Raw genomic sequence first — 24816 nt, forward strand, 5'->3', positions numbered from 1 at the left:
GGACGGGCGGCCCCGGACCGTTCCCCGCTATAGGCTGGCCGCCATGACGTACAGCGGTCAGGTGACGGTCGGCGGTCCTGCCGACGTGCACGAGCTCAAGGACCTGATGATCACCAAGATCGCGGTCGGTCCGATGAACAACAACGCCTACCTCCTGCGCTGCCGGGCCACGGACGAGCAGCTGCTGATCGACGCCGCCGCCGACGCGGCGTCGCTGCTCGGCACGATCGGTGACGACGGCATCGCGTCCGTCGTCACCACCCACCGGCACGCCGACCACTGGCAGGCGCTCGCCGAGGTCGTGGCGGCCACCCGCGCGCGCACCTACGCGGGCCGGCACGACGCCGAGGGCATCCCCGTGCCGACCGACGTCCTGGTCGACGACGGCGACACCATCCGGGTGGGGCAGGTGGAACTCACCGCGCGCCACCTGGTCGGGCACACGCCGGGCTCGATCGTCCTCGTCTACGACGACCCCCACGGGCATCCCCACGTCTTCACGGGGGACTGCCTCTTCCCGGGAGGCGTGGGCAACACCCGCAAGGATCCGCAGGCGTTCGCCAGCCTGATCCACGACGTCGAGACGAAGATCTTCGACGTGCTCCCGGACGAGACGTGGGTGTACCCCGGCCACGGCCACGACACCACGCTGGGGGCGGAACGGCCGCATCTTCCGGAGTGGCACGCGCGCGGGTGGTGAGCCGGGGCGCGGGACCGGCCGTACGGCCCGGCCCGGGCGGCGGCCGCGGAGCCGGAACTCCCGCGCGGGGCCTGCCCCGGGGCCGCGCGGGAAGACCGCCGCGCAGTGGGACCGGAGCTCCCGTGGGGGGCTTGCGCTCCGGCGTGCAGGGCGCGCGCCCGCGTGGGGCGCGAGCGCGGTGGGCGGACGTCCGGCGCCGGCTCCCGCGTACGCGCCCCAGGTGAATCCTTCGCCCGCGCCGGCGCCGTACGCGCGCTCCCGGCGCACGTGGCGGCGCGGTCCACTGGAAGAGCCCCGCGCAGGAGGACGGCTCCTGGGCGGACGGGCCGCCGGTCCTTCGGTCCCCGCCCTCGGCCGGCGGCCCCGGCAGGCCGCGCGGACGGCGTTCACGAGACCGCAACACCCGTTCCCACCATGCGGACAACCGCCTCGACAGACCGGACGGCGGGCTGCCAGTCTCCCGCCATGCGTCCTGCCCCCCGCGCGCCGCGCCGCGCCGCAGCCGTCATCGTCTCGGTCCTGCTCGCCACCGCCGCCGGCTGTGCCCCGCAGCCGGAGGAGCCGGCGTCCGGCGCGCCCTCCGGGCCGGCCGGAACCGCCTGCGCCAAGGGCGAGGCGGCCACCAGGACCGCGGGGAAGCTGACGATCGCCACCGACCGGCCCGCGTACGAGCCGTGGTTCGAGGACGACGACCCGTCCAACGGCAGGGGCTTCGAGTCGGCGGTCGCCTACGCCGTGGCGAAGCAGCTCGGTTACGACAGGAGCGCCGTCGTCTGGCGGACCGTCCCCTTCACCAGGGCGTTCGCGCCCGGCGAGAAGACCTTCGACTTCGACATCAACCAGGTGTCCATCAGCGCCGAGCGCAAGAGGGCCGTCGACTTCTCGTCCGGCTACTACGACGTGCGCCAGGCCGTCGTCGCGCTGAAGGACTCCAAGGCCGCGCGGGCGCGGACCGTCGCGGACCTGAAGGACGTCAAGCTGGGCGCCCAGGTCGGCACCACCAGCCTCGACTACATCGACGACGTGGTGCGGCCGAAGCGGGCGGCGGCCGTCTACGGCAAGAACGACCAGGCCAAGTCCGCGCTGCGAAACGGCCAGGTGGACGCCATCGTGACCGACCTGCCCACCGCCTTCCACATCACCGCGGCCGAGGTGACGGACGCGCGGATCGTCGGACAGTTCGAGAACCAGGGGGGCACGCCGGAGCAGTTCGGGCTGGTGCTCGACAAGGGCAGCGCGCTCACCGCCTGCGTGACGCGGGCCGTGGACGCCCTGCGGGAGAACGGCACCCTCGCGCGGCTCGAGCAGCAGTGGCTGTCGGACGCCGTCGACGCCCCGGTGCTGAAGTGACGGTCGCGAAGGACACCTCCGGCCGGGAGGGTGCGGACGGCGGCCCCGGGGCGGACGATGCCTACGTCCCCTCGCGGCGGCGGCTCGACCGCGAGCGCCACCGGCGCGCCCGTGCCCGCCGCGCCACGGCGGTCGCCGCGCTCTCCACCCTCGTCACCGGCGCCGTCCTCTGCCTGGTCGTCGTCAACGCGCCGGGCTGGCCGCGCACCAGGGAGACGTTCCTCGACCAGGCCTACGCGCGCGAGGCGTTCCCCCGGGTCCTCGAAGGGCTGTGGCTGAACGTCCGGCTGCTGCTGGTCTGCGGGGCCTCGGTCCTGGTCCTCGGCATGCTGATCGCCGTCGCCCGCACGCTGCGCGGCCCGGTGTTCTTCCCGCTGCGGGTGCTGGCCGCCGCGTACACGGACTTCTTCCGCGGGCTGCCGCTGATCATCAACCTGATGATCGTGGTCCTGGGCGTCCCGGCGCTGCGGCTGCAGGGCGTGACCGTCGACCCGGTGCTGCTGGGCGGTGCGGCGCTGACGCTGACGTACTCGGCGTACGTGGCCGAGGTGTTCCGGGCCGGCATCGAGTCCGTGCATCCCTCGCAGCGCGCCGCGGCCCGCTCGCTGGGCCTCACCCACCGGCAGGCGCTGCGGTACGTGGTGCTGCCGCAGGCCGTGCGGCGTCAGGTGCCGCCGCTGCTGAACGACCTGGTCTCGCTGCAGAAGGACACCGGGCTCGTGTCGATCGGCGGCGCGGTGGACGCGGTGCGGGCCGCCGACGTCATCGTGGGCCGCAGCCTCAACTACACGCCGTACGTCGTCGCGGGACTGGTCTTCGTCGCGCTGACCATCCCGATGACCCGTCTGACGGACTGGGTGACGGCCCGGATGGACCGCCGGCGGGCGCAGGGAGGGATCGCATGAGCGGGACACCGGTGCTGCGGATGGAGTCCGTGCGCAAGAGCTTCGGCGGCACGGTGGTGCTGCGGGACGTCGGCCTGGAGGTCGCCCCGCACACGGTGACCGCGCTGATCGGCGCCTCCGGGTCCGGCAAGTCCACGTTGCTGCGGTGCGCGAACCTGCTGGAGGAGATCGACGACGGGGCGATCTGGCTGGACGGCGAGGAGATCACCGGCCCGCGCGTCGACCGGGACGCGGTACGGCGGCGTATCGGCGTGGTCTTCCAGGCGTACAACCTGTTCCCGCACATGACGGTCCTGGAGAACATCACTCTCGCCCCGCGCCGGGTGCACGGCCTCTCCCGCGCCCAGGCCGAGGAGCGTGCCCGGGAGCTGCTGGAACGGCTCGGGCTCGGCTCCCGGGCGGGCGAGTACCCGGACCGGCTGAGCGGCGGCCAGCAGCAGCGGGTCGCGATCGCGCGCGCCCTGGCCGTGCGTCCCCGGCTGCTGCTGCTCGACGAGATCACCGCCGCCCTGGACCCCGAACTCGTCGGGGAGGTGCTCGCCGTCGTCCGCGGTCTGAAGGACGAGGGGATGACCATGGTGCTGGCCACGCACGAGATGGGCTTCGCCCGCGAGGTCGCCGACCAGGTCTGTTTCCTGGACGCGGGCGTGGTGCTGGAGCGGGGCACGGCCGAGCAGGTCCTCGGCGACCCGCGGCAGGAGCGCACGCGGCGCTTCCTGCGGCGGATCGTGGAGGCGGGACGGCTGTGAGCCCTGCGGGGCGGCGCCGGGAGCGTGCGCCCGCCGGCCGGGGCTACGCGTCGGCCTGTCCCGCTCCCGCCAGTGCGGCGATCCGCTCCACGCCGAACACATAGCCCTGCACACCGCATCCGGCGATGACGCCGTCGGCGCGCAGCGAGACGTAGGAGTGGTGCCGGAACGACTCGCGCCGGTGGATGTTGGAGATGTGGACCTCGATCACCGGAAGCCCGTCGCAGGCGTTGAGCGCGTCCAGGATCGCGACGGACGTGTGCGAGTAGGCACCCGGGTTGATCACGATCCCGCAGTGCCCGAGCCGTGCCTCGTGGATCCAGTCGACCAGCTCGCCCTCGTGGTTGGACTGCCGGAAGTCGACCGTGCCGCCGTGCGCGGCCGCCGCCTCGACGCACCGGGCCTCGACGTCGGCGAGGGTGTCGGACCCGTAGATCTCCGGCTGGCGCCGGCCGAGCAGGTTCAGGTTGGGGCCGTTGAGAATCATGATCGGGGCGCTGGCCAGGGTGCGGGGCACGGTTCCTCCGGTCCGTTCGGGAAGGCGGTCCGCTGACGACCGCCGCTCGGACCCGGTCTATCACGCTGCGCGGACACCGCGGCGGGCCCGTGCCTGTCCGGCGCGATCATGCCCGCCCGCCCGGCGAATCCCGTGCCCGGCGACCGCATCGCCGCGCTCCCTCCCCCGGGGCCCGCGGGGGTCTTCCCGTCGCCCTGCGCGTCGGGGCTCGAACGGCTGCGCGAGGAGGCCGGTCCGGAGCCGGCCGGGATCCGGCGGCCCGCGGGACGGGCGGAACACCGCGGGAGCGGGCCGCCGGCCTCCACGCCGCCTTCGCCTCCTCCCGGTGGACTTCGGACGCACCGCTCCGCGGGCGGTGATTCCCCGCGGGGGTGTCGTGCGCGCCGTCGGTCCCGCCCGGCGCGTCGCCGTCACGCACCGACCCGCGCGGCCCCCGCGCGCCCCCGTAACCGGCAATCACGGTGGGTAGTTGACGCGGCATGCACGATGTACGCACGGTAAGACCTCCGTCGATGCTGCGGCTCGCGTCCGCCTCGCTCGCCGGGACGGCCATCGAGTTCTACGACTTCTTCGTCTACGGGACCGCGGCGGCGCTGGTGCTGGGCCCGCTGTTCTTCCCGGCGTTCTCGCCGCTGGCGGGGACGCTGGCCGCGTTCGCCACGTTCGGCGTGGGCTTCGTGGCGCGGCCGCTCGGTTCGGTGCTGTTCGGGCACATCGGGGACCGGTACGGGCGCCGGCCGGTCCTCGTCGCCTCCCTGCTGCTGACCGGCGCCTCGACCGTCGCGGTCGGCTGCGTACCGGCGTACGGGACGATCGGGGCCGCCGCTCCCCTGCTGCTCGTCGCTCTGCGCTTTCTGCAGGGGCTCGGGCTCGGCGGGGAGTGGGGCGGGGCCGTGCTGCTGACCGCGGAGCACGCGCCCGCCGAACGGCGTGCGCTGTGGTCGAGCTTTCCGCAGGTCGGGCCCTCGGTGGGCTTTCTGCTCGCCAACGGGGTGATGCTGGCGCTGTCGGCGACGCTGTCCGAGGCGCAGTTCGCGCAGTGGGGGTGGCGGGTGCCGTTCTGGGCGGCGGGCGTGCTCGCCGTGCTGGGGCTGTGGCTGCGTTCGTCGCTCGCCGAGAGTCCCCGGTTCCTCGAACTCGACGACCACGCGCGCGTGCCGATCGCCGAGGTGGTGCGCGACCACTGGCGGCTGGTCCTGCGGACCGCCGGGGCGCTCGCGGCCGGATACGCGATCTTCTACGCCGTGACGACCTGGTCCCTGGCGTACGCGACGGAGCGGCTCGGGGTGAGCCGCAGCGTGATGCTGGCCTGCATCATGGCCGCGGTGGTGGTCAAGGGCGCGCTGACCCCGCCGGCGGCCCTGCTCGGCGACCGGTACGGGCGCCGGCCGCTGTGCCTGGCGGGATGCGCGGCCGCCGCCGTGTGGATGTTCCCGATGGTGGGGCTGCTGTCGACCGGCGCGCCGCTGCTGATGTTCCTCGGCTTCCTGGGGGCCCTGCTCGCGTTCATCACGATGTTCGCGGTGATCGCCGCCTATCTGCCGGAACTGTACGAACCCCGGGTGCGCTGCACGGGCGCCGCGGTCGGTTACAACCTCGGCGGGGTCCTCGGCGGCGCGCTCACCCCGATCGCGGCGACGGCCCTGGCCGAGCAGGGCGGCCGGGTGCCGTGGGGGGTGGGTGCGTATCTGACCGGGGTCGCCCTGCTCAGCCTGGGCTGCTTCGCGCTGCTTCCGGAGACGCGTCCGGTGCCGGCGGTGGTGGCGGAGCCGGTGACGGAGTGAGCCGGCCGGGCCTCAGGGATTGACCGCCAGCTCCAGATACGCCGCGAACACCACCAGGTGGACCCCCGCCTGGAGCGGTGTCGCCCGGCCCGGTACCACGGTCAGGGAGCCCACCACGACGGTCAGGGCGAGCAGCACCATGTGGGTGGCGCCGAGGCCGAGGACGAGCGGTCCGGGGAGCCAGACGGACGCCAGGGCGACCGCGGGGATGGTCAGGCCGATGCTGGCCATCGACGAGCCGAGTGCGAGGTTGAGGCTGGTCTGCACCCGGTCGCGGCGGGCGGAGCGCAGCGCGGCGATGGTCTCGGGGAGCAGCACCAGCAGGGCGATGACCACACCGACGACGGCGTGGTGCAGCCCGGCGGCCACGACCCCGGACTCGATGGTGGGCGACACCCCCTTGGCCAGGCCGACCACGCCGACCAGCGCGAGGCCCAGCAGACCCAGGCTGACCAGGGCGGTACGGGCGGAGGGGGCGTCGGCGTGGTCGTCGGCGGTGATGACCTCGCCCTGCCGGGTGACCGGCAGGAAGTAGTCACGGTGGCGCACGGTCTGGGTGGTCACGAACAGTCCGTAGAGGATCAGCGAGGAGAACGCCGCGAAGGTGAGCTGGACACCGGAGAACTCCGGGCCGGGCCTGCTGGTCGTGAACGTCGGCAGCACCAGGCTGAGTGTGGCCAGGGTGGCGACGGTCGCGAGGGCGGCGCCGGCGCCCTCGGCGTTGAAGATCGCCGTGCCGTGGCGGAGGGAGGCGACGAGGAGGCTGAGGCCGAGCACGCCGTTGCAGGTGATCATCACGGCCGCGAACACCGTGTCCCTGGCCAGGGTCGCGCTCTTGTCCCCGCCGTCCGCCATCAGCGTGACGATCAGGGCGACCTCGATGATCGTGACGGCGACGGCGAGGACGAGGGAGCCGAAGGGTTCACCGACGCGGTGCGCGACCACCTCGGCGTGGTGCACGGCGGCCAGCACGGCCCCGGCGAGGACCAGGGTCACCAGTGCCACGACCGCGCCGGGCAGGTCGCGCCCCCAGGTGAGCACCAGCAGCACGACCGCGACCCCGGGCAGGAGGGTCGTCCACCGGGGGACGAGCGCCTGGAGCCGAGCGGTCACACAGCGATCGTCGCAGACATGCCCGGGCCGCGCACTCCGGTGCACGGACCCCTGTCCCTCCGGAGTGCGCGGCCCGGGCGCCGGCTGCGCGGCGGTGCGAGGCCAGCCGCCCCCCCCCAGCGTCGCGGTCGGACGCGGACGTGTGCGCCGGTGCGCAGGGGCACCCGGCCGCCCCGTCGGCCCGGTGGTCCCGGGACCGTCGTCGCGCACGGCGCTCCCGTCCGGCGTGCGTGCGATGACCGCCGGGCAGCGGCGCGCAGTGCGCGGTCCTGCGGCAGCGTGCGGTTCGCGGATCCTCCGCCCGGCCGGCGCATGCCGTCCCGTCCGCCGGAGGCACTGCCGCGCCTCTCCCGGCGTTCGGTCCCGGAGCCGAGGACTTGGACGCACCTCAGAGGCGCTTCCGCCCGGGCCGGGGCGCTTCCGGGTCCGGGAACGCGCTCGGTGCCGGACGGACGCCGGGAGCGGCGGCCGGCAATGCGCCGTCCGCCGCTCCCGGTGTCCTGGTCGTGGCTGCGTCGGGCGGGGTCAGGCCTCGACGCTGTCCTTCGCGGCGCCTTCGCCCCGCTGCTGTGCCGCCTCGGCCGCCGCCTGCTTCCTGGAGGCTCGCAGGCTGGTGATCGTGGTGACGATCAGGACCGAGCAGATCACGCCGAGCGAGACCGGGATGCTGATCTCGGGGACGTGGACCCCGGACTCGTGCAGGGCATGCAGGACCAGCTTCACGCCGATGAAGCCGAGGATGATCGACAGGCCGTAGCTGAGGTGGACCAGCTTCTTCAGCAGGCCGCCGATGAGGAAGTACAGCTGCCGCAGGCCCATCAGCGCGAACGCGTTGGCGGTGAACACGATGTACGGGTCCTGGGTCAGGCCGAAGATCGCGGGGATCGAGTCGAGCGCGAAGAGCACGTCCGTGGTGCCGATCGCCAGCATCACGACCAGCATCGGCGTCATGACGCGCTTGCCGTTCTGCCGGATCCACAGCTTGGTGCCGTGGTAGCGGTCGGCGACGCCGAACCTGCGCTCGGCGGCCTTGAGCAGCTTGTTCTCCTCGTACTCCTCGTCCTGCTCCTCGGCCCGGGCCTCCTGGATGAGCTTCCAGGCGGTCCAGATCAGGAAGGCGCCGAAGAGGTAGAACACCCAGGAGAAGCTGGCGATGATCGCGGCGCCCGCGGCGATGAAGACGGCCCGCAGGACCAGGGCTATGAGGACGCCGATGAGGAGCACTCGCTGCTGGTACTGGGACGGCACCGCGAACTTCGCCATGATCAGGACGAAGACGAAGAGGTTGTCGACGCTCAGCGACTTCTCGGTGATGAAGCCCGCGAAGAACTCGCCGGAGGGCTGGCCGCCGGCGAAGACGAGCAGGCCGAGCCCGAAGAGGGCGGCCAGCACGATCCAGACGGCGGTCCAGATGCCGGCTTCCTTGACGGACACGTCATGGGGCTTGCGGCCGATGAAGAAGTCGACCGCGATCAGGGCGCCCAGGCCCACGATGGTCAGGACCCACAGGGTCAGGGAAACATCCACTGCGCCTCCGGCAGTACGTCACGGTTACGGATCGTGGCAACCGGAGGTCTCTTCCACCCGGGCCCCCGCGCGTCGGACGCAGTGAGACCGCGGGCCGACGCCCCGGGACCCGGCCGGGTCCGTACTGACGGGCACGCCGCAGCAGACAGGGAGTACTCCCCTCCGTGCGGACAACAGTACCCGAATCACCAAAGGAAGGTAAAGAGCTTGGTAATGAAAATCCCAAATACGCTGGTCAAAGGTCTTTACGAATGCTTGACACGAGCAGCGGTCACCGATTCCGCACACGCGCACGCCGACCGCAGGCTCCGCGCACTCACCGATTCCGCGCCCGGCGAGCCGCGGCCACCCGGGTGAGCACCTGCTGGAGCACCTGGCTGCCGGGCGGGACGAGCGGGGGCTCGTACGTCCACGCATGTCCCACCCACGGGTCGGCGAGGTGGTCGTCGGGCACCGGGGTCAGACGCAGCAGTGAGCGCCACAGCGGATCGAGCAACGGCCCGTAGTCGGCGGACTCCTCGCGGTCGGCGATCACCATCAGGTGGACGCCGACGGCCGGTCCCTCGTCCACGAGGTAGCGCAGCCGGTTCACCGCCCGGTCGTCGAAGCCGTGCGGGAAGTCGTTGACGATCAGCAGGTGCTGGGCGGTGTCGAAGCCGGGCGGGAGCGCGTCGGCGGCGCCTCCGCGCACCGCCATCTGCACCAGGTCGACGTGCCGGGTGAGCCGGGCCAGCACGTCCGCCACGCCCGCCGCGCCCCGCGCGGGCGGGGCCGCGAGCACGTCGGCCCGCACCAGCGGGGCCAGCGCCTGCGCGCCCGAGCCGGCCGGGTCGACGACGTGCACGGTGAACCCGCCCGCCGGATGGACGGCGAGCAGCCGGCCCGCATGCGCCACCGCCGTCTCCAGGGCGAGGCGCCGCACCTCGTGGGAGTCGGCCATGTCTCCGTCGAGCGACGGGGTGCGTCCGCTGTCGATCCACAGCCCGCGCTCCAGCGGCAGCCGCACCAGCATCGGGATGCGTACCCGCGCCGCCTCGGGCAGGTGGAGATCGCCCAGGCGCAGGGCCATGGGAATCTCCGCGGGCACCCGGTAGCCGTGCCAGACGGGGCTGTCCCAGCGGGCGTACGCCGGCGGCAGCGCGGGCTCGACCACCTCGGCCTCGGCGGCGAGCTGGGCGAGGTCCCGGTCGAGGGCCTCCTCGGCCCGGGCGACGAGCTGGGCGTGCCGGGCACGGGCCGCCTCGCGCGCGGCATCGCCCCCTCCGCCGATGCGGTTGCGCGGGTCGGACAGGACCTGGTCGAGCTCCTTCTCCATGCGCGAGTCCGCGAAGTCCACGGCGCTGCGGTAGGCGGCCGTGGTGCGGGCCAGGTCCTCGAACATGCCCCACACCTGGTTGTAGAGCCGCTCGTCCATGGACCAGCCGGTCGCGTCGCCCGCCACGGGCCGCGCGGGCTGCCCCGGCGGGGGCGACGGGGCGGCGGTCCGGCGGCGCGGGTGGTCGTAGTCGATCGGGCCGCCGGCGGTGGGCGCGGGCGGCCGGGTGGCAAAGGACGGGTCCGCCGCGCCGGCTCCCTCCGGGTACGGCGACTGCGGCGCGGACTGCCCCGGTGTCCGGGCGCCGTGCGTGCCTTGCGGACCGTACGGTTGCGTCGGCAGGGTGCCCCGGGGCGCTGGGGCTTGCTGGTCCGGGCCGGGCGCCGGTGCGGCCGCCTGCCGGGAACGGCCGCCGTCCGGGCGGGGCGGGGGTGCCGGGACCGGGCGGGCCGGGCCCCGGGCCACCGCCTCGTCGATGCTGTTCGCGAGCCGGTGGGCTGCGGGCAGTCCCTGGTCGGTGAGGAGTTCGGCGAGGCCGCCGGCGTACCCCTGCCCGACGGCGCGCACCTTCCAGGCTCCCTGGCGCCGGTAGAGCTCCAGGGCGACGACGGCCGACTCGGCGTCCAGTCCGGTGACGGTGTAGCTGACGGCCTCCGTGCCGTCGGGACCGGTGACGGCGACGAAGGGGGCGGCCACGGCACCGAAACGGGCCGGTCTCCCGCCGGGAGCAGACGGCAGGGCGAGCAGCACGTGGACGCGGTGGACGGCGTCCGGCAGGGCGTCCAGGTCCACCGCGAGGCGATGGTCGGCGGCCGCCTGCCGGGGGACCTCAAGGCCCGGCAGGGCGGGCGCGTCCGGGTGGGCCACCCGTTCCACGCCGTGGACCTTGCCGCTCTCGTCGCCGAGTGTGGCCACGGCCACGATCGGCGTGCCGGCCGAGATCCGGATCTCCAGACGGGACTGGGAGAGCGGGTGGTTCTGCCCCCGCACCAGCTCGGCCGTCATCGCCTTCCCCCTGTGTCGGTCGCGGTGTGCGGTGTGCTTCCCCGTCGGGTCTACAGGGCCGGCAGGATCGCCGGCATCAGGTCCTGGAAGGTGCGCCCGTTGGCCGGAACGCCGAGAGCGGTCATCGTCCAGCCTCCGCCCGTACGGTGCACCTTCGCCATGATCTGGGCCGTGTAGGCGCCACCGCCGGCGAGCGTGTAGCGGGCGAGCTCCTGGCCGTTGGTCTCGTCGACCAGGCGGCAGAAGGCGTTCTGCACCTCCTGGAACGACTGTCCGGTGAAGGAGTTGACGGTGAAGACGATCTGGTCGATGTGGACCGGGACGCGCTGCAGGTCGACGAGGATCGCCTCGTCGTCGCCGCCCTGGCCGACACCGCCGACGAGGTTGTCCCCGGTGTGGCGCACGGAGCCGTCGTCGCTCACCAGGTGGCGGAAGAAGACGACGTCGACCGGCTGCTTGTCCGCGAACAGGACGGCGGAGGCGTCCAGGTCGATCTCCCGCGTCCGCGAACCGAACAGGCCGCGCCGGGGAGCCGCCTGCCAGCCGAGACCCATGCGCACCGCGGTCAGGCTGCCGCCGTCGTTCTTCTGCAGGCTGATGGCCTGACCCTTGGTCATGTTGACGGTCACGCGCTGATTCCCCTCTCGAGCTGTCCCCTGTTGCCGCGGCGCCCGCGGTTGACCAGAACCCTACGCAGGGGCGCTGACGGCGACGTACCCCGATCCGCACTTTGTGTCGGTCCTGCAACACAGCGCGTGCCCGGCCGCGGCCCCGGGTCCGTGCGCGGGCGCCGGCCGGTGCCCGCGGGCCGTCAGGACAGGCCGGCCTCCTGCATCTGGCGGAGCTCCTTCTTCATCTCGGCGACCTCGTCGCGCAGCCGGGCCGCGATCTCGAACTGGAGGTCGGCGGCGGCGGCCCGCATACGGGCGGTCAGGTCCTCGATCTGCTCGGCGAGCTCAGCCGCCGGGCGGTCGGTGGGCACCGCCTCCCCGGCCTTGCCCTTGGCACCCTTGGCGCCCTTGGCGCCCGCCGACGCCTTGCCGCCGAGGGCGGGCACGGGAGCCTTGGCGCCCTTGCCGTCCTTGCTCTTGCGGTAGCCCGTGCCGAGCAGCTGCTCCGTGTCGACGTCCTCGCGGGCGATCCGGGCCACGATGTCGTTGATCTTCTTGCGGAGCGGCTGGGGATCGATGCCGTTCGCCTTGTTGTACGCGATCTGCTTCTCCCGGCGGCGGTTGGTCTCCTCGATGGCCTTCTCCATCGCCGGGGTGATCTTGTCGGCGTACATGTGGACCTGGCCGGAGACGTTGCGCGCCGCGCGGCCGATGGTCTGGATCAGGGAGGTGCCGGAGCGCAGGAAGCCCTCCTTGTCGGCGTCGAGGATCGCCACCAGGGAGACCTCGGGCAGGTCGAGGCCCTCCCTGAGGAGGTTGATGCCGACCAGGACGTCGTACTCGCCGGCGCGCAGCTCCCGCAGCAGCTCGACACGGCGCAGGGTGTCGACGTCGCTGTGCAGGTAGCGCACCTGGATGCCGAGTTCCAGGAAGTAGTCGGTGAGGTCCTCGGCCATCTTCTTGGTGAGGGTGGTGACCAGGACGCGCTCGTCCTTCTCGACGCGCTTGCGGATCTCGTGCACCAGGTCGTCGATCTGGCCCTCGGTGGGCTTGACCACCACTTCCGGGTCGACGAGGCCGGTGGGGCGGATGATCTGCTCGACGACGCCGTCCGAGCGGGAGAGCTCGTACTGTCCCGGGGTCGCGGACAGGTAGACGGTCTGTCCGATCCGCTCCTGGAACTCCTCCCACTTCAGGGGGCGGTTGTCGAGGGCGGAGGGGAGGCGGAAGCCGTGGTCGACGAGGGTGCGCTTGCGGGAGGCGTCGCCCTCGTACATGGCGCCGATCTGCGGGACGGTGACGTGCGACTCGTCGATGACGAGGAGGAAGTCGTCGGGGAAGTAGTCGAGCAGGGTGTTCGGCGGGGAGCCGGGCGGGCGGCCGTCGAAGTGCATCGAGTAGTTCTCCACGCCGGAGCAGGTGCCGATCTGGCGGAGCATCTCGATGTCGTACGTCGTGCGCATCCTCAGGCGCTGGGCCTCCAGGAGCTTGCCCTGCTTCTCCAGCTCGGCGAGGCGCTCCCCCAGCTCCTTCTCGATGCCGTTGATCGCGCGTTCCATGCGCTCGGGGCCGGCGACGTAGTGGGAGGCCGGGAAGACGTACAGCTGCTGGTCGTCGCTGAGGATCTCGCCGGTGATCGGGTGCAGTGTGGACAGCGCCTCGATCTCGTCGCCGAACATCTCGATGCGGACGGCGAGTTCCTCGTAGACCGGGAAGATCTCGATGGTGTCGCCGCGGACCCGGAAGGTGCCGCGGGTGAACGCCGTGTCGTTGCGCGTGTACTGGATGTCCACGAAGCGGCGCAGCAGCTCGTCCCGGTCGACCTCGTCGCCGACCCGGAGGGTGACCATGCGGTCCACGTACTCCTGCGGCGTACCGAGGCCGTAGATGCAGGAGACCGAGGCGACCACGACGACGTCACGACGGGTGAGCAGCGAGTTGGTCGCGGAGTGGCGCAGGCGTTCGACCTCCTCGTTGATCGAGGAGTCCTTCTCGATGTAGGTGTCCGACTGCGGGACGTACGCCTCGGGCTGGTAGTAGTCGTAGTACGAGACGAAGTACTCGACCGCGTTGTTCGGCAGCAGCTCGCGGAACTCGTTGGCCAGCTGGGCGGCCAGTGTCTTGTTGGGCGCCATCACGAGCGTGGGGCGCTGGAGCTTCTCGATCATCCACGCGGTGGTGGCGGACTTGCCGGTGCCGGTCGCGCCCAGCAGGACGACGTCCTTCTCACCGGCCTCGATGCGCCGGGCGAGCTCGGCGATGGCCGCCGGCTGGTCGCCGCTCGGCTGGTAGGGGCTGACGACCTCGAAGGGCGCCACCGTGCGTTCGATGTGGGAAACGGGCCGCATGGAACCAACCGTACGACCCCCCACTGACAACCAGGCCGGCTCAGTGTTTCTGCGGGGTGCGGGATCGGTGCGCGAGGTGCCGGCAGGTGCGGGCCTGGGGGCGGCGGGCGGACCGCTGGACGACGGCGTGGGCCGGTATGCCAGGTTTGCGCTCGACGGGGGGCGGGACGGGCTTCCCCATGACCACCCGCGGATCGAAGATCACCACGACACCCGCGAGGAGCAGGAAGGCCAGCGGGCCGATCAGCATGGGCGCGAGCAGGGCGGCGACCGACTCGCCCGAGGCGGGCGCGGCCGCGCCGTGGAGGTGGACGGTGAGGGCGGCCATGCCGGTGTAGTGCATGCCGCTGACGGCGAGCCCCATCACCAGGCTCGCGCCCACGCTCCACAGGAACCCCCTGGCCTGTCCGGCGGCCCACAGGGCGGCGGTGGCGGCGGCCACCGCGATGAGCACGGACGTCGCGACGGTGAGCGTGTCGTACTCCAGCTTCCCGTCCAGGCGCATGCCGGCCATGCCCAGGTAGTGCATCGAGGCGATGCCCAGGCCGGTGATGGTCCCGCCGGTGAACAGGGCCGTTCCCCGCGCGCCCCGGTAGCCGACCATGAAGACCCCGATGCCCACCATGACGATGGCGACGGCCAGGCTCGCGAACGTCATCGCCCTGTCGTAGTGGATCGGTACGCCCCGGACCGTGAACCCCATCATGGCGATGAAGTGCATGGTCCATATGCCGGAGCCGATCGCCGCCGAGCCGAGGGCGAGCCAGCCGGGCCGCCAGGACCGGGCGACCAGCATGGGTCTGACGGTGCAGCGCAGGCCGAGGGCGCCCCCCAGACAGGCCATGAGGTAGGCCACCAGCGGTGTGACGAGTCCGTAGCTGAATCCGTCGACCGTGCCTTGCATGCGCGGCTGCCCTTCCGCCCTCGTGCGTCCCGGAATTACCTGATGTGCGCCCCCTCCCAAGGCCGCACCAGCGGCCAGGGTCGACGCAGAGAGTATGACTCCCACTGGAATGGTCGAACGATTTTCCGGCAAAGAAACACGGCCTTGCCCCAGTTGTGCGGCCCCGGTGAGCGCAGTCGGGCGACGTCGTTCGATCCGTGGCCATTGTGCATCCCCCCGCTGTTGACCGTCCGCTGCCACAGTTGTGCTGTCCGTGATCCCTCGAACGCGAGGAGTACACATGCACGTGCGCATCGTTGCCGCCTTGACCACCGCGCTCCTGGGGACCACCGCTGTCCTGTTCCCCGCCGCCCACGCCGGAGCCGTCGCCGACGGTGACGGCCGGCCCCTGGTCCTCGCCCACCGGGGTGCCTCCGCGTACGCGCCCGAGAACACCCTGGCCGCCGTCGACAAGGCGGCCGAGCTGGGCGTTCGCTGGGTGGAGAACGACGTCCAGCGCACCCGGGACGGCGAGCTGGTCGTCCTCCACGACGCCGACCTGCGGCGCACCACCGACGTCGAGGAGGTCTTCCCCGACCGGGCGCCCTGGAAGGTGGGGGATTTCACGGCGGCCGAGATCGCCCGCCTGGACGCGGGAAGCTGGTTCGGCCCCGCGTACGCGGGCGCGCGCGTGCCGACCCTGGAGGAGTACGTGCGCCGCGTCGAGCAGCACCACCAGAAGCTGCTCCTGGAGATCAAGAACCCCGAACTGTACCCGGGCATCGAAGGGCAGATCCTGAAGGTCCTCGGCAACGAGGGCTGGCTCGACCGGCGGCATGTGAGGGACCGGCTGGTCGTGCAGAGCTTCAGCGCGGACAGCCTGCGCACCGTGCATGATCTGGAACCGGGCGTCAGAACCGGTTTTCTCGGTGCGCCGCCCGTGACGGACCTGCCCGCGTACGCGCACTTCGCCGACCAGATCAACCCCTCGTACGGCTCGCTCTCCCCGGCCTACGTCTCGGCCGTCCACGCGTTCGACGGGCCGCACGGCAGGCCGCTGGAGGTCCTGACCTGGACCGTCGACACCGCGGACACGGCCCGCCGGGTCGCCGGGTACGGCGTCGACGGCATCATCACCAACAAGCCCGACGTGGTGCGGGACGCCGTGCGCGGCCGGTGGGACCCGCCGGCGTTGTCGGTGGCGGGTCGTACCGTGGGCGCATGAACAGCGATGGGCGGGACGAGCAGCGGATCGTGTGGGCCGTCGTCGGCACCGGCATCGGTCCGCTGTTGCTGGCCGCGTCCCGGGAGGGCCTGGTCAACGTGGTGTTCCACGCCACGGACGCGGTGCGCGACAGGGCGCTGGACCGGCTTGCGGCACGGTTCGGCGCACGGCCCGCCGAGGCGCCCGGCTCACCGCTGCTGGCCGAGGCGATACGGCAGGTCGAGGGCTACTTCGCGGGTGAGCGCCGCGACTTCGAGCTGCCGTTGGACTGGTCGCTGATCTCCGGCTTCAACCGGGAGGTGCTGCGGGAGCTGGCCGCCGAGGTGCCGTACGGCACGGTCGTCGGCTACGGCGATCTCGCTCGGCGGGTGGGCCGGCCCGGCGCCGCCCAGGCCGTGGGGATGGCGATGGGCGCCAACCCGCTGCCGGTCGTGGTGCCGTGCCACCGGGTCGTCGAGAGCGACGGCGGCATCGGCGGCTTCGGGGGCGGTCTGGAGGCCAAGCGCAGGCTGCTCGCGCTGGAGGGGGTGCTGCCCGAGCCGCTGTTCTGAGGGCCCGGGTGTTCTGAGGGCCCGGGCGGGGGACGGCCGGCCCGCGCGGTTCCCCGGCGGGACCGCGCCGCGGGTCACTCGTAGTGCCGTGCCTCCAGGACGTTGCCGTCCGGGTCGCGGAAGTAGAAGCTGCGCTTGGCCGGGCCGCGGGCGCCGTAGGAGTCGTACGTGAAGTCCGAGACGGGGACCGACCGCTCCTCCAGGCGGTCGCGCAGCGCCTCGAAGCCGTCCGCCGGCAGGGACAGGCAGACGTGGTTCACGGGATGGCCCGCGCTGCCGGCGGCGCCGGGCACCATGGTCATGCGCTCGGCCATGGCCAGGGGCAGGAGGTCGAAGATGGTCTCCTCGTTGAGGCGCACGGAGGGGAAGGGGGCGGTTCCCGCGGCGAAGTCGGTGACCCTCAGGGGTGCCATGCCGACCGCCTTCTCGTAGAAGTCGGCCGCGGCGAGCGGATCGCGCACCCACAGGACGACGTGATCGATGCGTGGCGTGTTGTCCTTCATGGCCCAAGGCTCGTGTCGTCGCCCACCGGGCGCAAGAGGTGGGTCCGGTGCGGCGCCCGCCGGAGGGGAGAGAAGACCGGCGGGCCGGGGGCGGCGCCGGCCGAGTCCGACGCCCGGCACTTCGAGGTGCCGGAGCGTCGTGGGGCCGGAGCGTCGTGGGGTCGGACAGGACGGCGCCGGTGCCATGACAGTCCGCCGCCCCGGTCGCCGGTCGCCGGTCGCCGGTCGCCGGTCGCCGGTCGCCGGTCGCCGGGGAGAGGGTCACCGGCTCGTATCACGCCGTGATCACTCCGGTTGCCCGGCTTGCCGGAAGTGGCCGGCGCCCTGGTGCGACGGACGCCGGCCACTTCGCGAACCACGATCGGACGCAGCGTCAGCACGTGCTCCGGGCAGCGCCTCCGCACCTTCCGGGGCGGCGCCGCGGAAGCCGTGTCCCTTCCTCCACCGGCGGGAACAAACCGGAACCTTCCTTTTCCACAGGCTTATCCGGCGCACGCGCCCGCCTGGCAGACTGACGCGTCAAGGCGCAGGCACGCGACGCGAGGCGCGCGGCGCGAGGGGATCCACGCAAGGAGAACCAGATGTCCATGGCGGGGAATCTGCGGAAGGTCACGAACCTCGGCACGGTCGGCGGCCTTCGCAAGGTGGCGCGGCTGGCCCGGCGCCGCTCCCGGGTCGATCTCAGTCACCCGGCCCGTTCCCCGCTGGGTTCCTCGGTGGTCAACTGCGTGGTGTACCGGGACGGTGTCCGCGCGCCCGCGGAGGGCAGTCTGGTCGACACCGTGGAGCGGGTGCGCAGGCGCGGCCACGGCTTCGTCTGGCTCGGCCTGCACGAGCCGACGGACCAGGAGTTCACGGGCATCGCCGACCTCTTCGACCTGCACCCGCTGGCGGTCGAGGACGCGGTCGAGGCCCATCAGCGGCCCAAGCTGGAGCGGTACGGCGAGACCCTGTTCGCGGTGTTCAAGACGGTCTGCTACGTGGAGCACGAGGAACTGACCGCCACGAGCGAGGTGGTGGACACCGGCGAGATCATGGTGTTCGTCGGCCAGGACTTCGTGATCACGGTGCGGCACGGGCGGCACGGCTCGCTGGGCCCGTTGCGTGAGGAACTGGAGTCCGACCCGCAGCAGCTCGCCAAGGGGCCGTCCGCCGTGCTGCACGCGATCGCGGACCACGTGGTCGACGACTACCTGACCGTCATCGACTCGGTGCAGTCGGACATCGACCAGGTCGAGACGGACGTGTTCGCGGAGACCGGCGCGCGGGCCGACCCGGGGCGGATCTACCAGCTCAAGCGGGAGCTTCTGGAGCTGAAGCGGGCGGTGGTGCCGCTCACCCGGCCGCTGGAGGATCTCGCCACGCGGCCGATCCGGGTGGTCGATCCGGAGATACAGGCCTACTTCCGCGACGTCTCCGACCATCTGCTGCGGGCCAGGGAACAGATCGCCGCCTTCGACGAACTGCTCAACTCCATCCTGCAGGCCCATCTCGCCCGGGTGACGGTCGCGCAGAACGAGGACATGCGGAAGATCACCGCCTGGGCCGCGATCGTCGCCGTGCCGACGATGGTCTGCGGGATGTACGGCATGAACTTCGACCACATGCCGGAGCTGCACTGGCGGTACGGCTACGGAATGGTCATGGGCGTGATAGCCGTCGCCTGTCTGACGCTCTACCGGGGCTTCCGGCGCAGCGGCTGGCTCTGACGGCGGTGCGCTCCGGGCGCTGGCACGGCACGGAGCGCACCGCCGGTCCCGGTGCCCCCCGGCTCCCGTCACGCCGCCCGGCGGCCGCGCCCGGGTTCCGGGAGGACGGGCTCGGGCCGGGAGGCGCACGGTCTTCCGCGGCGCGCTCCGGATGACCGCTCGGGTCCCGGCGTCCTTCTCCGCGGGCGGGCCGGCGCCGGGGTACGTGCGCGGACGCTCCCCGCGGGAGCGGTTTCGCCCCGTCCGGGACGACACCTCGGCGGTGCCGTGGATCCCGGCCGGGGTGCGGGCATCGGCGAGGTCCAGGGCCGGTCGGCCGGCGCCGGGAGCGCGGCGGGGGCTGCGCACCTCTGACGTCCGTGGTGGCGAGGGGAGCGCGGGGCGCTCTCGCACCTGTTTCCGGATCACCGGTTCTGTGGGGCTCCGTCGGGACCGGAAGCGGCGGCGGCGAAGTTCCCGCCGTCGAGGGGAGCGCGGGCCGTGACGTCGACGGCCGCGGAGGAGACCGTCGTGGCCACGGGCCTCCTGCCCGCGCCCGTGCAGGGGGAGGCGGTGTCGGTCAGCCGTTCCAGGCCGGATGGCGTGGGTCGTCGGCGCGGACCAGGACCTCGGCGGTGCCGGCGGGGTCGGTCTCGTGCTCGTAGCGCTCGAAGGCGGGCAGGGTCCAGTGCTCGGCCTCGGGGGTGCGGCGGCGCAGAGCGCTCTGGGAGAGCAGGACGTGGACGCTCAGATCGAAGGGGAACCAGTGGCGCAGCAGAAAAGGTCCGTGCAGCAGCAGGAGTCCGCCGGGCGGGAGGGTGACGTAGGGACTGCGGGTGGCGCGGTCGGTGACGGGGTCCCACAGGTCGGGCAGCACACGTCCGTCGCCACCGGGCTCGAGGGGGCCGAAGACCTCGCGCCACAGGGCGCTGATGTCGTACCAGCCGTTGTAATAGGCCTCCACGTCCTGGCGGCCGTATTCCAGGCGGAGGGAGGCGGGGCGCAGGAAACCCTCCGCGCCCACGACGAGCGAGGGGCGTCCGCGTATGCGCAGGGCCGCGGAGACGCGTTCGGCGAGGTCGCCCGGGCGGGCGGCCGGGGCGCCGTCGAAGGCGACGCGCGGCCAGGGGCTGCCGTCGGCCGGCTGCAGGTCGAGCAGGCGTTCGGCGAGTCGGTCGCCGAGCCGGTCCCAGGTGATCGCTTCGAGTCGCACAGCGCCCATGATGCGCCGGCCGCCGGTCAGGGCGCGTGCCGCCGGTGGGCGTGGCGGGCGGCGAGCAGTTGCGGGAGGCGGGTCTCGCTCCAGGCGCGGGCGGCGTCGAGGAGGGGGACGAGGGCGCGGCCGGGAGGGGTGAGGGTGTATTCGGCGCGGGACGGGTGCTCGTCGTACGCGGTGCGGGTGAGCAGGCCGTCGCGTTCCCTCGCGCGCAGGGTCTCGCTGAGGACCTTGGGAGTGACGGACCCGGGCGGGGCGCGGAGTTCGGTGGAGCGGCGCGGGCCGCCTTCCAGACAGCGGACGACCGTTCCGGTCCGCCTGTCGCCGACGCGGGAGGGGATCGCCGAGGAGGGGCACGCCGGGTGGAACATGCCGGGGCTGAGCGGCGCGGGTCCGCCTCCCGTCCGTCGCGTCGGTCATCCGTCGGGGGAGCGCGGGAGCCGCTGGGCAGCGGCGCGCGGTACCCGTCCGGCTCGTCCGGGCTCGCCGCCGTCGCCGGAGCGCCCGCGACGACGCGCTGCTCGTGCTCGTCCCGGACGTCCCGGAGGCGCCCCGTGCCGGTGGCGTACCCGCGCGGGCGGGCCCTTGTGGATCGCTGTCCGCACGATCACCTCGGCCGCGGCGGCGGCCGCGCGCCGGCGCGGTTCCCCCCTGCCCGGCGGCGCGGCCGCGGCAGGGCGTCCCAGCCTGTGGGAAAGCGCTGCCCGGCCCTCTGCGTCCGTGGCCGGCGGAACGTATCGTGGCCGAAGGAGTGCCGCCCGACGACGCACGGCCTGCCGCACGCGGACGTGAGGAAGACGGCCATGGCCGATCCCAAGGGCTTCATGACCACCCCCCGCCAGGACTGGCCGCGCAGGCCCGTCGAGGAGCGGGTCCGGGACTGGGACGAGGTGTACGTGCCGGGGGCGCTGCTGCCGATCATCGGCAGGCAGGCCGGCCGCTGCATGGACTGCGGCATCCCCTTCTGCCACGACGCCTGCCCGCTCGGCAATCTCGTCCCCGAGTGGAACGACCTGGTCTCCCGTGACGACTGGCGCGCGGCGAGCGACCGGCTGCACGCCACCGACAACTTCCCCGAGTTCACCGGCCGGTTGTGTCCGGCGCCGTGCGAGGCGGGCTGTGTGCTCGCCATCAACCAGCCCGCGGTCACCATCAAGAACGTCGAGTGCGCCGTCGCCGACAGGGCCTGGGAGGAGGGCTTCATCCGGCCGCACCCGCCGGACCGGCTCTCCGGGCGGAGGGTCGCGGTCGTCGGATCCGGGCCGGCCGGGCTCGCCGCGGCACAGCAGCTGACCCGGGCGGGACACACGGTCGTGGTGTACGAGAGGGACGACCGGATCGGCGGGCTGATGCGGTACGGCATCCCCGGTTTCAAGATGGAGAAGCACCATCTGGAGCGGCGGATCGAGCAGATGCGGGCCGAGGGGACGAAGTTCCGTACGTCCACGGCGGTCGGGCGGGACCTCGGCGCCGACGAGCTGCGGGCGCGCCACGACGCCGTGGTCATCGCCACCGGTGCGACCGCTCGGCGGGAACTTCCCGTTCCCGGAAGGGAGCTGGCCGGGATCCACCAGGCGATGGAGTACCTGCCGCTGGCCAACCGGGTGTGCGAGGGCGATCTGGAGATCTCCCCGCTGTCCGCCGCCGGCAAGCACGTCGTCATCGTCGGCGGCGGCGACACCGGCGCGGACTGCCTGGGCACGGCGGTGCGGGAAGGCGCCGCGTCCGTCACCCAGCTGGACATCCACGCCCAGCCGCGCGCCGGGCGCGACGAGGAGGCGGAGCCCTGGCCGACGTGTCCGACGCGGATCTACCGGCTGTCGGCGGCGCACGAGGAGGCGCGCGATCTGCGGACCGCGCCGGTGGCGGACGCGGACGCGCGCCTGTTCGCCGCGTCCACGCTCCGTTTCACCGGGGACGCGGACGGGCGGGTGCGGTCGCTGCACCTGGTGGAGGTGGACGCGCGGCGCCGCCCGGTGCCGGGCACGGGGCGCACGCTCCCCGCCGACCTGGTGCTGCTCGCCCTCGGCTTCTCCGGGCCGGACCGGGAGGACGGGCTCATCGACCAGCTGGGACTGGAGCTGGAACCGCGTGGCACGATCGCGCGGGACGCCCGCTTCGCCACGAACGTCCCCGGCGTGTTCGCCGCGGGGGACGCCGCCCGCGGGCAGTCCCTCATCGTCTGGGCGATCGCCGAGGGACGGGCGGTGGCGGCGGCCGTCGACCGCCACCTGACCGGACGTTCACGACTGCCGGCGCCGATCGGGCCGTACGACCGGCCCATGACGGTGTGAGCGGCCCGCGGCGTGCGGCCGGGGCACGACCGTGTGATCGCGCCGTGGCTCCCCGCGCGCCCGCCCGCCCTCGGCGCCCCTCCGAGGGCTCCGCGCGGGGGAAGGAGCGGCGTCCAAAAGGCCGCCGCGGCCGGCCGGGCACGCGCACGGGACAGGCCGGTCGCGGGGGACGACCGCGACGGGGAGCTCCGCCACGGCCGCAGCCCCGTGGACGCCCCAGGACCTCGGCCCCGGATCCGCGGTCTTCATCGGTCCGGTCGGCGGGGGCCCGTCACCGGCGGTGCGGCTGGGCCGGACGGCATGGAGGCCTGCGACCGTCCCGGAGGATCCGTGGCCGTCCCGGAGGAAAGGCTGCGGCCGGGCCGGGAACCACAGCCCGGCCGCAGTCACCACACCTTGTGCCTCGGTGTGCTGCCTCAGCGCTTCCGCCCCACCGCCCCGTAGCCCGGGATCACCCCGTCGTCCTGGCCCGGCACCGGCTCCCCCAGCTCGGGGTGCCACTGGTGGGGCACCTGGACGCCCGGTTCGACCAGGTCCAGGCCGTCGAAGAAGCGGGTGAACTCCTCGCGGGAGCGCAGGGCCAGGGTGACCCCGGCGGCCTTCATCTTCTCGGTGGCCGCCCGCGACTCCTCGGGGGTGAAGTCGGAGGTCGCGTGGGTCATCACGAGGTAGCTGCCGGACGGCAGTTCGGCCAGCAGCCGGCGGACCAGGTCGTGCGCTCCCTCCTCGTCGGAGACGAAGTGCAGCAGCGCGATGAGGGACAGCGCGACGGGTTCGGTGAAGTCCAGGACCTTCTTCGCGCCCTCGACGATCGCGTCCGGATCACGCACGTCGGCCTGCAGGTACTCGGTCACCCCCTCGGGCGTGCCGCGCAGCAGGGCCGCCGCGTGGGCCAGCACGATGGGGTCGTTGTCGCAGTAGACGACGCGCGCGTCGGGTGTGATCTTCTGGGCCACCTGGTGGAGGTTGGGCTCGGTCGGGATGCCGGTGCCGATGTCCAGGAACTGCCGTATGCCGTTCCCGGCCAGCCAGCGCGTGGCCCGGTGCATGAACGCCCGGTTGACCCGCGCCATCACCGGCACGCGCGGGTCGAGGGCGAGCATCTGCCGGCCCATCTCCTCGTCGACCGGGTAGTTGTCCTTGCCCCCGAGGTACCAGTCGTACATCCGTGCGGGATGGGGCTTGCTGGTGTCGATCGCGGTGGGGGGTTGCCCGGTCATGGCGCGCTCCGTGAGGGTCTGCGGTTATCGGTGATCAACTCGGTGCCAACATAAGGGAATCGACAGAACTCAACAGATGACAAAACGTCTCAGGACAGCAGGAAGTCGGCCACCCCCGCCTTCGCGCCCTCGATGAAGGCCGTCATCTCGTCGGAGGTGTAGATCAGCGCCGGCCCGTCGGGGTCGGTGGACTGCCGTACGGCGATCCGGCCGTCGGCGAGCTTCATCGCCTCCAGGCAGTTGCCCCCGTTGCCGCCGCTCCACGGCTTGTGCCAGCCCTCGCTGCCCAATTCCCGCGCGGGCATGCCGTTGTAGATCCGCTCGGTGCGGACCCGCGGCTTGTGCTGGGATGTGATGCGATCCATTCACAGCTCCTTGCGGAGATCCTTCAGGATCTCCTTCGTGCGATGTGCCGTGGCGGCCTGCGCCGCCATGCGGTCCATGACCTCGAGGTGGGTCGCCACCTCCACGCGCGCGTCCAGGTAGACGGCGCCGGTCAGGTACTCGCTGTAGACCATGTCCGGAAGTTCCGGCATGGGGAATCGGAACAGCACGAAGGGCCCGTACGTGCCGGGGTGCGGCCCGTCGGCGAACGGGGCGACCTGCAGCGTCACGTTGGGCAGCTCCGTGGCGTCGAGCAGTCTGTCGACCTGGGCACGCATCACCTCCGGACCGCCCACCGGGCGGCGCAGTACGGTCTCGTCCATCACGACCCACAGCCTGGGCGCGTCCTTGCGGGTGAGCAGTTCCTGGCGCCGCATGCGCAGCGCGACGTGGCGCTCGATGTCCTCGGGCCGGGTCTGGCCGATGGCGCCCGACTTCAGCACCTCACGCGCGTAGTCCTCGGTCTGCAGCAGCCCGGGGACGAAGTGCGGTTCGTAGCTGCGGATGAGGCTCGCCGCGCCCTCCAGGCTGACGTACATGGAGAACCAGTTCGGCAGGATGTCGTGGAACCGCTGCCACCAACCGGGCCTGTTGGCCTCCTCGGCGAGCTGGACGAAGGCGTCGGCCTCCTCGTCGGAGACGCCGTAGGCCTTCAGCAGCAGCTGGAGGTACGGGATCTTGAGCGCGACCTCGGCCATCTCCATGCGGCGGATCGTGGCGGGGGCGACGCGGAGGACGCGGGCGGCCTCCTCGCGTTTGAGCCCGGCGCGTTCCCGCAGATCCAGCAGGCGCCGGCCGAGGACGACCTGGCCGACCGTCGGCGCGGACCGCGGTTCGCTCACGCTCCACCTCCACAGGAGAAATCCATCGGGCCGGCCGCGCACCGCGCGCGGACAGCCCGGCGGCGCCACTCGAAGACCTTTTCGAA

22 protein-coding genes are annotated in these 24816 nt (G+C 72.9%); 9 read left to right on the plus strand and 13 right to left on the minus strand.

Going from position 1 to position 24816, the window contains the following annotated elements:
- Positions 1–43: 43 nt before the first annotated feature.
- The 4 genes from ABD363_RS07580 (at position 44) to ABD363_RS07595 (ending at position 3704) form a co-directional block, all read left to right on the plus strand.
- A complete protein-coding gene (locus tag ABD363_RS07580; RefSeq protein WP_344600928.1) occupies positions 44–700 on the plus strand; it encodes an MBL fold metallo-hydrolase in 657 nt (218 codons plus the stop codon).
- A gap of 465 nt (positions 701–1165) precedes the next feature.
- The gene (locus ABD363_RS07585) at positions 1166–2050 is read left to right on the plus strand and encodes an ABC transporter substrate-binding protein (protein ID WP_344600930.1); all 885 of its coding nucleotides are present in this window, start codon (positions 1166–1168) and stop codon (positions 2048–2050) included.
- Positions 2047–2955: an amino acid ABC transporter permease gene (locus ABD363_RS07590; protein ID WP_344600932.1), complete on the plus strand. Its 909-nt coding sequence runs from the start codon at positions 2047–2049 to the stop codon at positions 2953–2955. Before ABD363_RS07585 ends, ABD363_RS07590 begins: the two co-directional genes overlap by 4 nt.
- Positions 2952–3704, plus strand: coding sequence for an amino acid ABC transporter ATP-binding protein (locus ABD363_RS07595; protein ID WP_344600934.1), 753 nt, complete (start codon positions 2952–2954; stop codon positions 3702–3704). Before ABD363_RS07590 ends, ABD363_RS07595 begins: the two co-directional genes overlap by 4 nt.
- Positions 3705–3747: 43 nt before the next feature.
- On the opposite strand, the gene aroQ is transcribed toward ABD363_RS07595, so the two are convergent.
- On the minus strand, positions 3748–4221 hold the full coding sequence (gene aroQ, locus ABD363_RS07600) for a type II 3-dehydroquinate dehydratase (protein WP_344600936.1): 474 nt from the start codon (positions 4219–4221) through the stop codon (positions 3748–3750).
- A gap of 512 nt (positions 4222–4733) precedes the next feature.
- Here aroQ and ABD363_RS07605 point away from each other — a divergent pair.
- Positions 4734–6005 (plus strand): MFS transporter, encoded by a 1272-nt coding sequence (locus ABD363_RS07605; protein ID WP_344600938.1) that lies wholly within the window; start codon positions 4734–4736, stop codon positions 6003–6005.
- A gap of 12 nt (positions 6006–6017) precedes the next feature.
- On the opposite strand, the gene ABD363_RS07610 is transcribed toward ABD363_RS07605, so the two are convergent.
- The 6 genes from ABD363_RS07610 to ABD363_RS07635 form a co-directional block, all read right to left on the minus strand.
- Complete coding sequence (locus ABD363_RS07610; protein ID WP_344600940.1) at positions 6018–7118, minus strand: calcium:cation antiporter; 1101 nt, start codon at positions 7116–7118, stop codon at positions 6018–6020.
- Positions 7119–7643: 525 nt separating this feature from the next.
- The gene (locus tag ABD363_RS07615; RefSeq protein ID WP_344600942.1) at positions 7644–8645 is read right to left on the minus strand and encodes a TerC family protein; all 1002 of its coding nucleotides are present in this window, start codon (positions 8643–8645) and stop codon (positions 7644–7646) included.
- Positions 8646–8961: 316 nt separating this feature from the next.
- Positions 8962–10965, minus strand: a complete 2004-nt coding sequence (locus ABD363_RS07620; RefSeq protein WP_344600944.1) for a TerD family protein — start codon at positions 10963–10965, stop codon at positions 8962–8964.
- Positions 10966–11015: 50 nt separating this feature from the next.
- Entirely contained in the window at positions 11016–11594 is a 579-nt protein-coding gene (locus ABD363_RS07625) for a TerD family protein (protein WP_344600946.1), read from the minus strand.
- 182 nt (positions 11595–11776) lie between these two features.
- The gene (gene uvrB / locus ABD363_RS07630) at positions 11777–13924 is read right to left on the minus strand and encodes an excinuclease ABC subunit UvrB (RefSeq protein WP_344600948.1); all 2148 of its coding nucleotides are present in this window, start codon (positions 13922–13924) and stop codon (positions 11777–11779) included.
- Positions 13925–13964: 40 nt separating this feature from the next.
- Complete coding sequence (locus ABD363_RS07635; protein WP_344600950.1) at positions 13965–14828, minus strand: MHYT domain-containing protein; 864 nt, start codon at positions 14826–14828, stop codon at positions 13965–13967.
- Positions 14829–15108: 280 nt separating this feature from the next.
- Between ABD363_RS07635 and ABD363_RS07640 the strand changes: the two genes are divergently transcribed.
- Both ABD363_RS07640 and ABD363_RS07645 read left to right on the plus strand, forming a co-directional pair.
- A complete protein-coding gene (locus ABD363_RS07640; RefSeq protein WP_344600952.1) occupies positions 15109–16032 on the plus strand; it encodes a glycerophosphodiester phosphodiesterase in 924 nt (307 codons plus the stop codon).
- Complete coding sequence (locus tag ABD363_RS07645; protein ID WP_344600954.1) at positions 16029–16583, plus strand: methylated-DNA--[protein]-cysteine S-methyltransferase; 555 nt, start codon at positions 16029–16031, stop codon at positions 16581–16583. Before ABD363_RS07640 ends, ABD363_RS07645 begins: the two co-directional genes overlap by 4 nt.
- A 74-nt stretch (positions 16584–16657) precedes the next feature.
- On the opposite strand, the gene ABD363_RS07650 is transcribed toward ABD363_RS07645, so the two are convergent.
- Entirely contained in the window at positions 16658–17086 is a 429-nt protein-coding gene (locus ABD363_RS07650; protein ID WP_344600956.1) for a VOC family protein, read from the minus strand.
- Positions 17087–17667: 581 nt separating this feature from the next.
- Here ABD363_RS07650 and ABD363_RS07655 point away from each other — a divergent pair.
- Positions 17668–18795 carry a magnesium and cobalt transport protein CorA gene (locus tag ABD363_RS07655; protein ID WP_344600958.1) on the plus strand — a complete coding sequence of 376 codons (1128 nt, stop codon included), beginning with the start codon at positions 17668–17670 and terminating at the stop codon, positions 18793–18795.
- Between the two features lie 559 nt (positions 18796–19354).
- Here the strand turns inward: ABD363_RS07655 and ABD363_RS07660 are convergent.
- Together ABD363_RS07660 and ABD363_RS07665 are read right to left on the minus strand one after the other, a co-directional pair.
- The gene (locus tag ABD363_RS07660) at positions 19355–19996 is read right to left on the minus strand and encodes a nucleoside/nucleotide kinase family protein (protein ID WP_344600960.1); all 642 of its coding nucleotides are present in this window, start codon (positions 19994–19996) and stop codon (positions 19355–19357) included.
- A gap of 17 nt (positions 19997–20013) precedes the next feature.
- Positions 20014–20361 (minus strand): winged helix-turn-helix transcriptional regulator, encoded by a 348-nt coding sequence (locus ABD363_RS07665; RefSeq protein WP_344600962.1) that lies wholly within the window; start codon positions 20359–20361, stop codon positions 20014–20016.
- A 432-nt stretch (positions 20362–20793) separates the two neighbouring features.
- Between ABD363_RS07665 and ABD363_RS07670 the strand changes: the two genes are divergently transcribed.
- Positions 20794–22284 carry a glutamate synthase subunit beta gene (locus ABD363_RS07670; RefSeq protein ID WP_344600964.1) on the plus strand — a complete coding sequence of 497 codons (1491 nt, stop codon included), beginning with the start codon at positions 20794–20796 and terminating at the stop codon, positions 22282–22284.
- Positions 22285–22700: 416 nt separating this feature from the next.
- Here ABD363_RS07670 and ABD363_RS07675 read toward each other — a convergent pair whose 3' ends face one another.
- From ABD363_RS07675 to ABD363_RS07685, 3 genes are all read right to left on the minus strand, one after another.
- Positions 22701–23504 carry an SAM-dependent methyltransferase gene (locus ABD363_RS07675; protein WP_344600966.1) on the minus strand — a complete coding sequence of 268 codons (804 nt, stop codon included), beginning with the start codon at positions 23502–23504 and terminating at the stop codon, positions 22701–22703.
- 89 nt (positions 23505–23593) lie between these two features.
- A complete protein-coding gene (locus tag ABD363_RS07680; RefSeq protein WP_344600968.1) occupies positions 23594–23869 on the minus strand; it encodes a DUF397 domain-containing protein in 276 nt (91 codons plus the stop codon).
- Positions 23870–24730 carry a helix-turn-helix domain-containing protein gene (locus ABD363_RS07685; RefSeq protein ID WP_344600970.1) on the minus strand — a complete coding sequence of 287 codons (861 nt, stop codon included), beginning with the start codon at positions 24728–24730 and terminating at the stop codon, positions 23870–23872.
- Between the last annotated feature and the right edge of the window lie 86 nt (positions 24731–24816).

It is taken from the genome of Streptomyces glaucus, from assembly GCF_039533365.1.
GTDB lineage: Bacteria > Actinomycetota > Actinomycetes > Streptomycetales > Streptomycetaceae > Streptomyces > Streptomyces glaucus.

Coding starts and splice junctions, on each gene's coding strand:
- ABD363_RS07580 (WP_344600928.1), top strand. CDS start 44: ATGACGTACAGCGGTCAGGTGACGGTCGGCGGTCCTGCCGACGTGCAC.
- ABD363_RS07585 (WP_344600930.1), top strand. CDS start 1,166: ATGCGTCCTGCCCCCCGCGCGCCGCGCCGCGCCGCAGCCGTCATCGTC.
- ABD363_RS07595 (WP_344600934.1), top strand. CDS start 2,952: ATGAGCGGGACACCGGTGCTGCGGATGGAGTCCGTGCGCAAGAGCTTC.
- ABD363_RS07605 (WP_344600938.1), top strand. CDS start 4,734: ATGCTGCGGCTCGCGTCCGCCTCGCTCGCCGGGACGGCCATCGAGTTC.
- ABD363_RS07620 (WP_344600944.1), bottom strand. CDS start 10,965: ATGACGGCCGAGCTGGTGCGGGGGCAGAACCACCCGCTCTCCCAGTCC.
- uvrB (WP_344600948.1), bottom strand. CDS start 13,924: ATGCGGCCCGTTTCCCACATCGAACGCACGGTGGCGCCCTTCGAGGTC.
- ABD363_RS07635 (WP_344600950.1), bottom strand. CDS start 14,828: ATGCAAGGCACGGTCGACGGATTCAGCTACGGACTCGTCACACCGCTG.
- ABD363_RS07640 (WP_344600952.1), top strand. CDS start 15,109: ATGCACGTGCGCATCGTTGCCGCCTTGACCACCGCGCTCCTGGGGACC.
- ABD363_RS07645 (WP_344600954.1), top strand. CDS start 16,029: ATGAACAGCGATGGGCGGGACGAGCAGCGGATCGTGTGGGCCGTCGTC.
- ABD363_RS07650 (WP_344600956.1), bottom strand. CDS start 17,086: ATGAAGGACAACACGCCACGCATCGATCACGTCGTCCTGTGGGTGCGC.
- ABD363_RS07655 (WP_344600958.1), top strand. CDS start 17,668: ATGTCCATGGCGGGGAATCTGCGGAAGGTCACGAACCTCGGCACGGTC.
- ABD363_RS07660 (WP_344600960.1), bottom strand. CDS start 19,996: ATGGGCGCTGTGCGACTCGAAGCGATCACCTGGGACCGGCTCGGCGAC.
- ABD363_RS07665 (WP_344600962.1), bottom strand. CDS start 20,361: ATGTTCCACCCGGCGTGCCCCTCCTCGGCGATCCCCTCCCGCGTCGGC.
- ABD363_RS07670 (WP_344600964.1), top strand. CDS start 20,794: ATGGCCGATCCCAAGGGCTTCATGACCACCCCCCGCCAGGACTGGCCG.
- ABD363_RS07675 (WP_344600966.1), bottom strand. CDS start 23,504: ATGACCGGGCAACCCCCCACCGCGATCGACACCAGCAAGCCCCATCCC.
- ABD363_RS07680 (WP_344600968.1), bottom strand. CDS start 23,869: ATGGATCGCATCACATCCCAGCACAAGCCGCGGGTCCGCACCGAGCGG.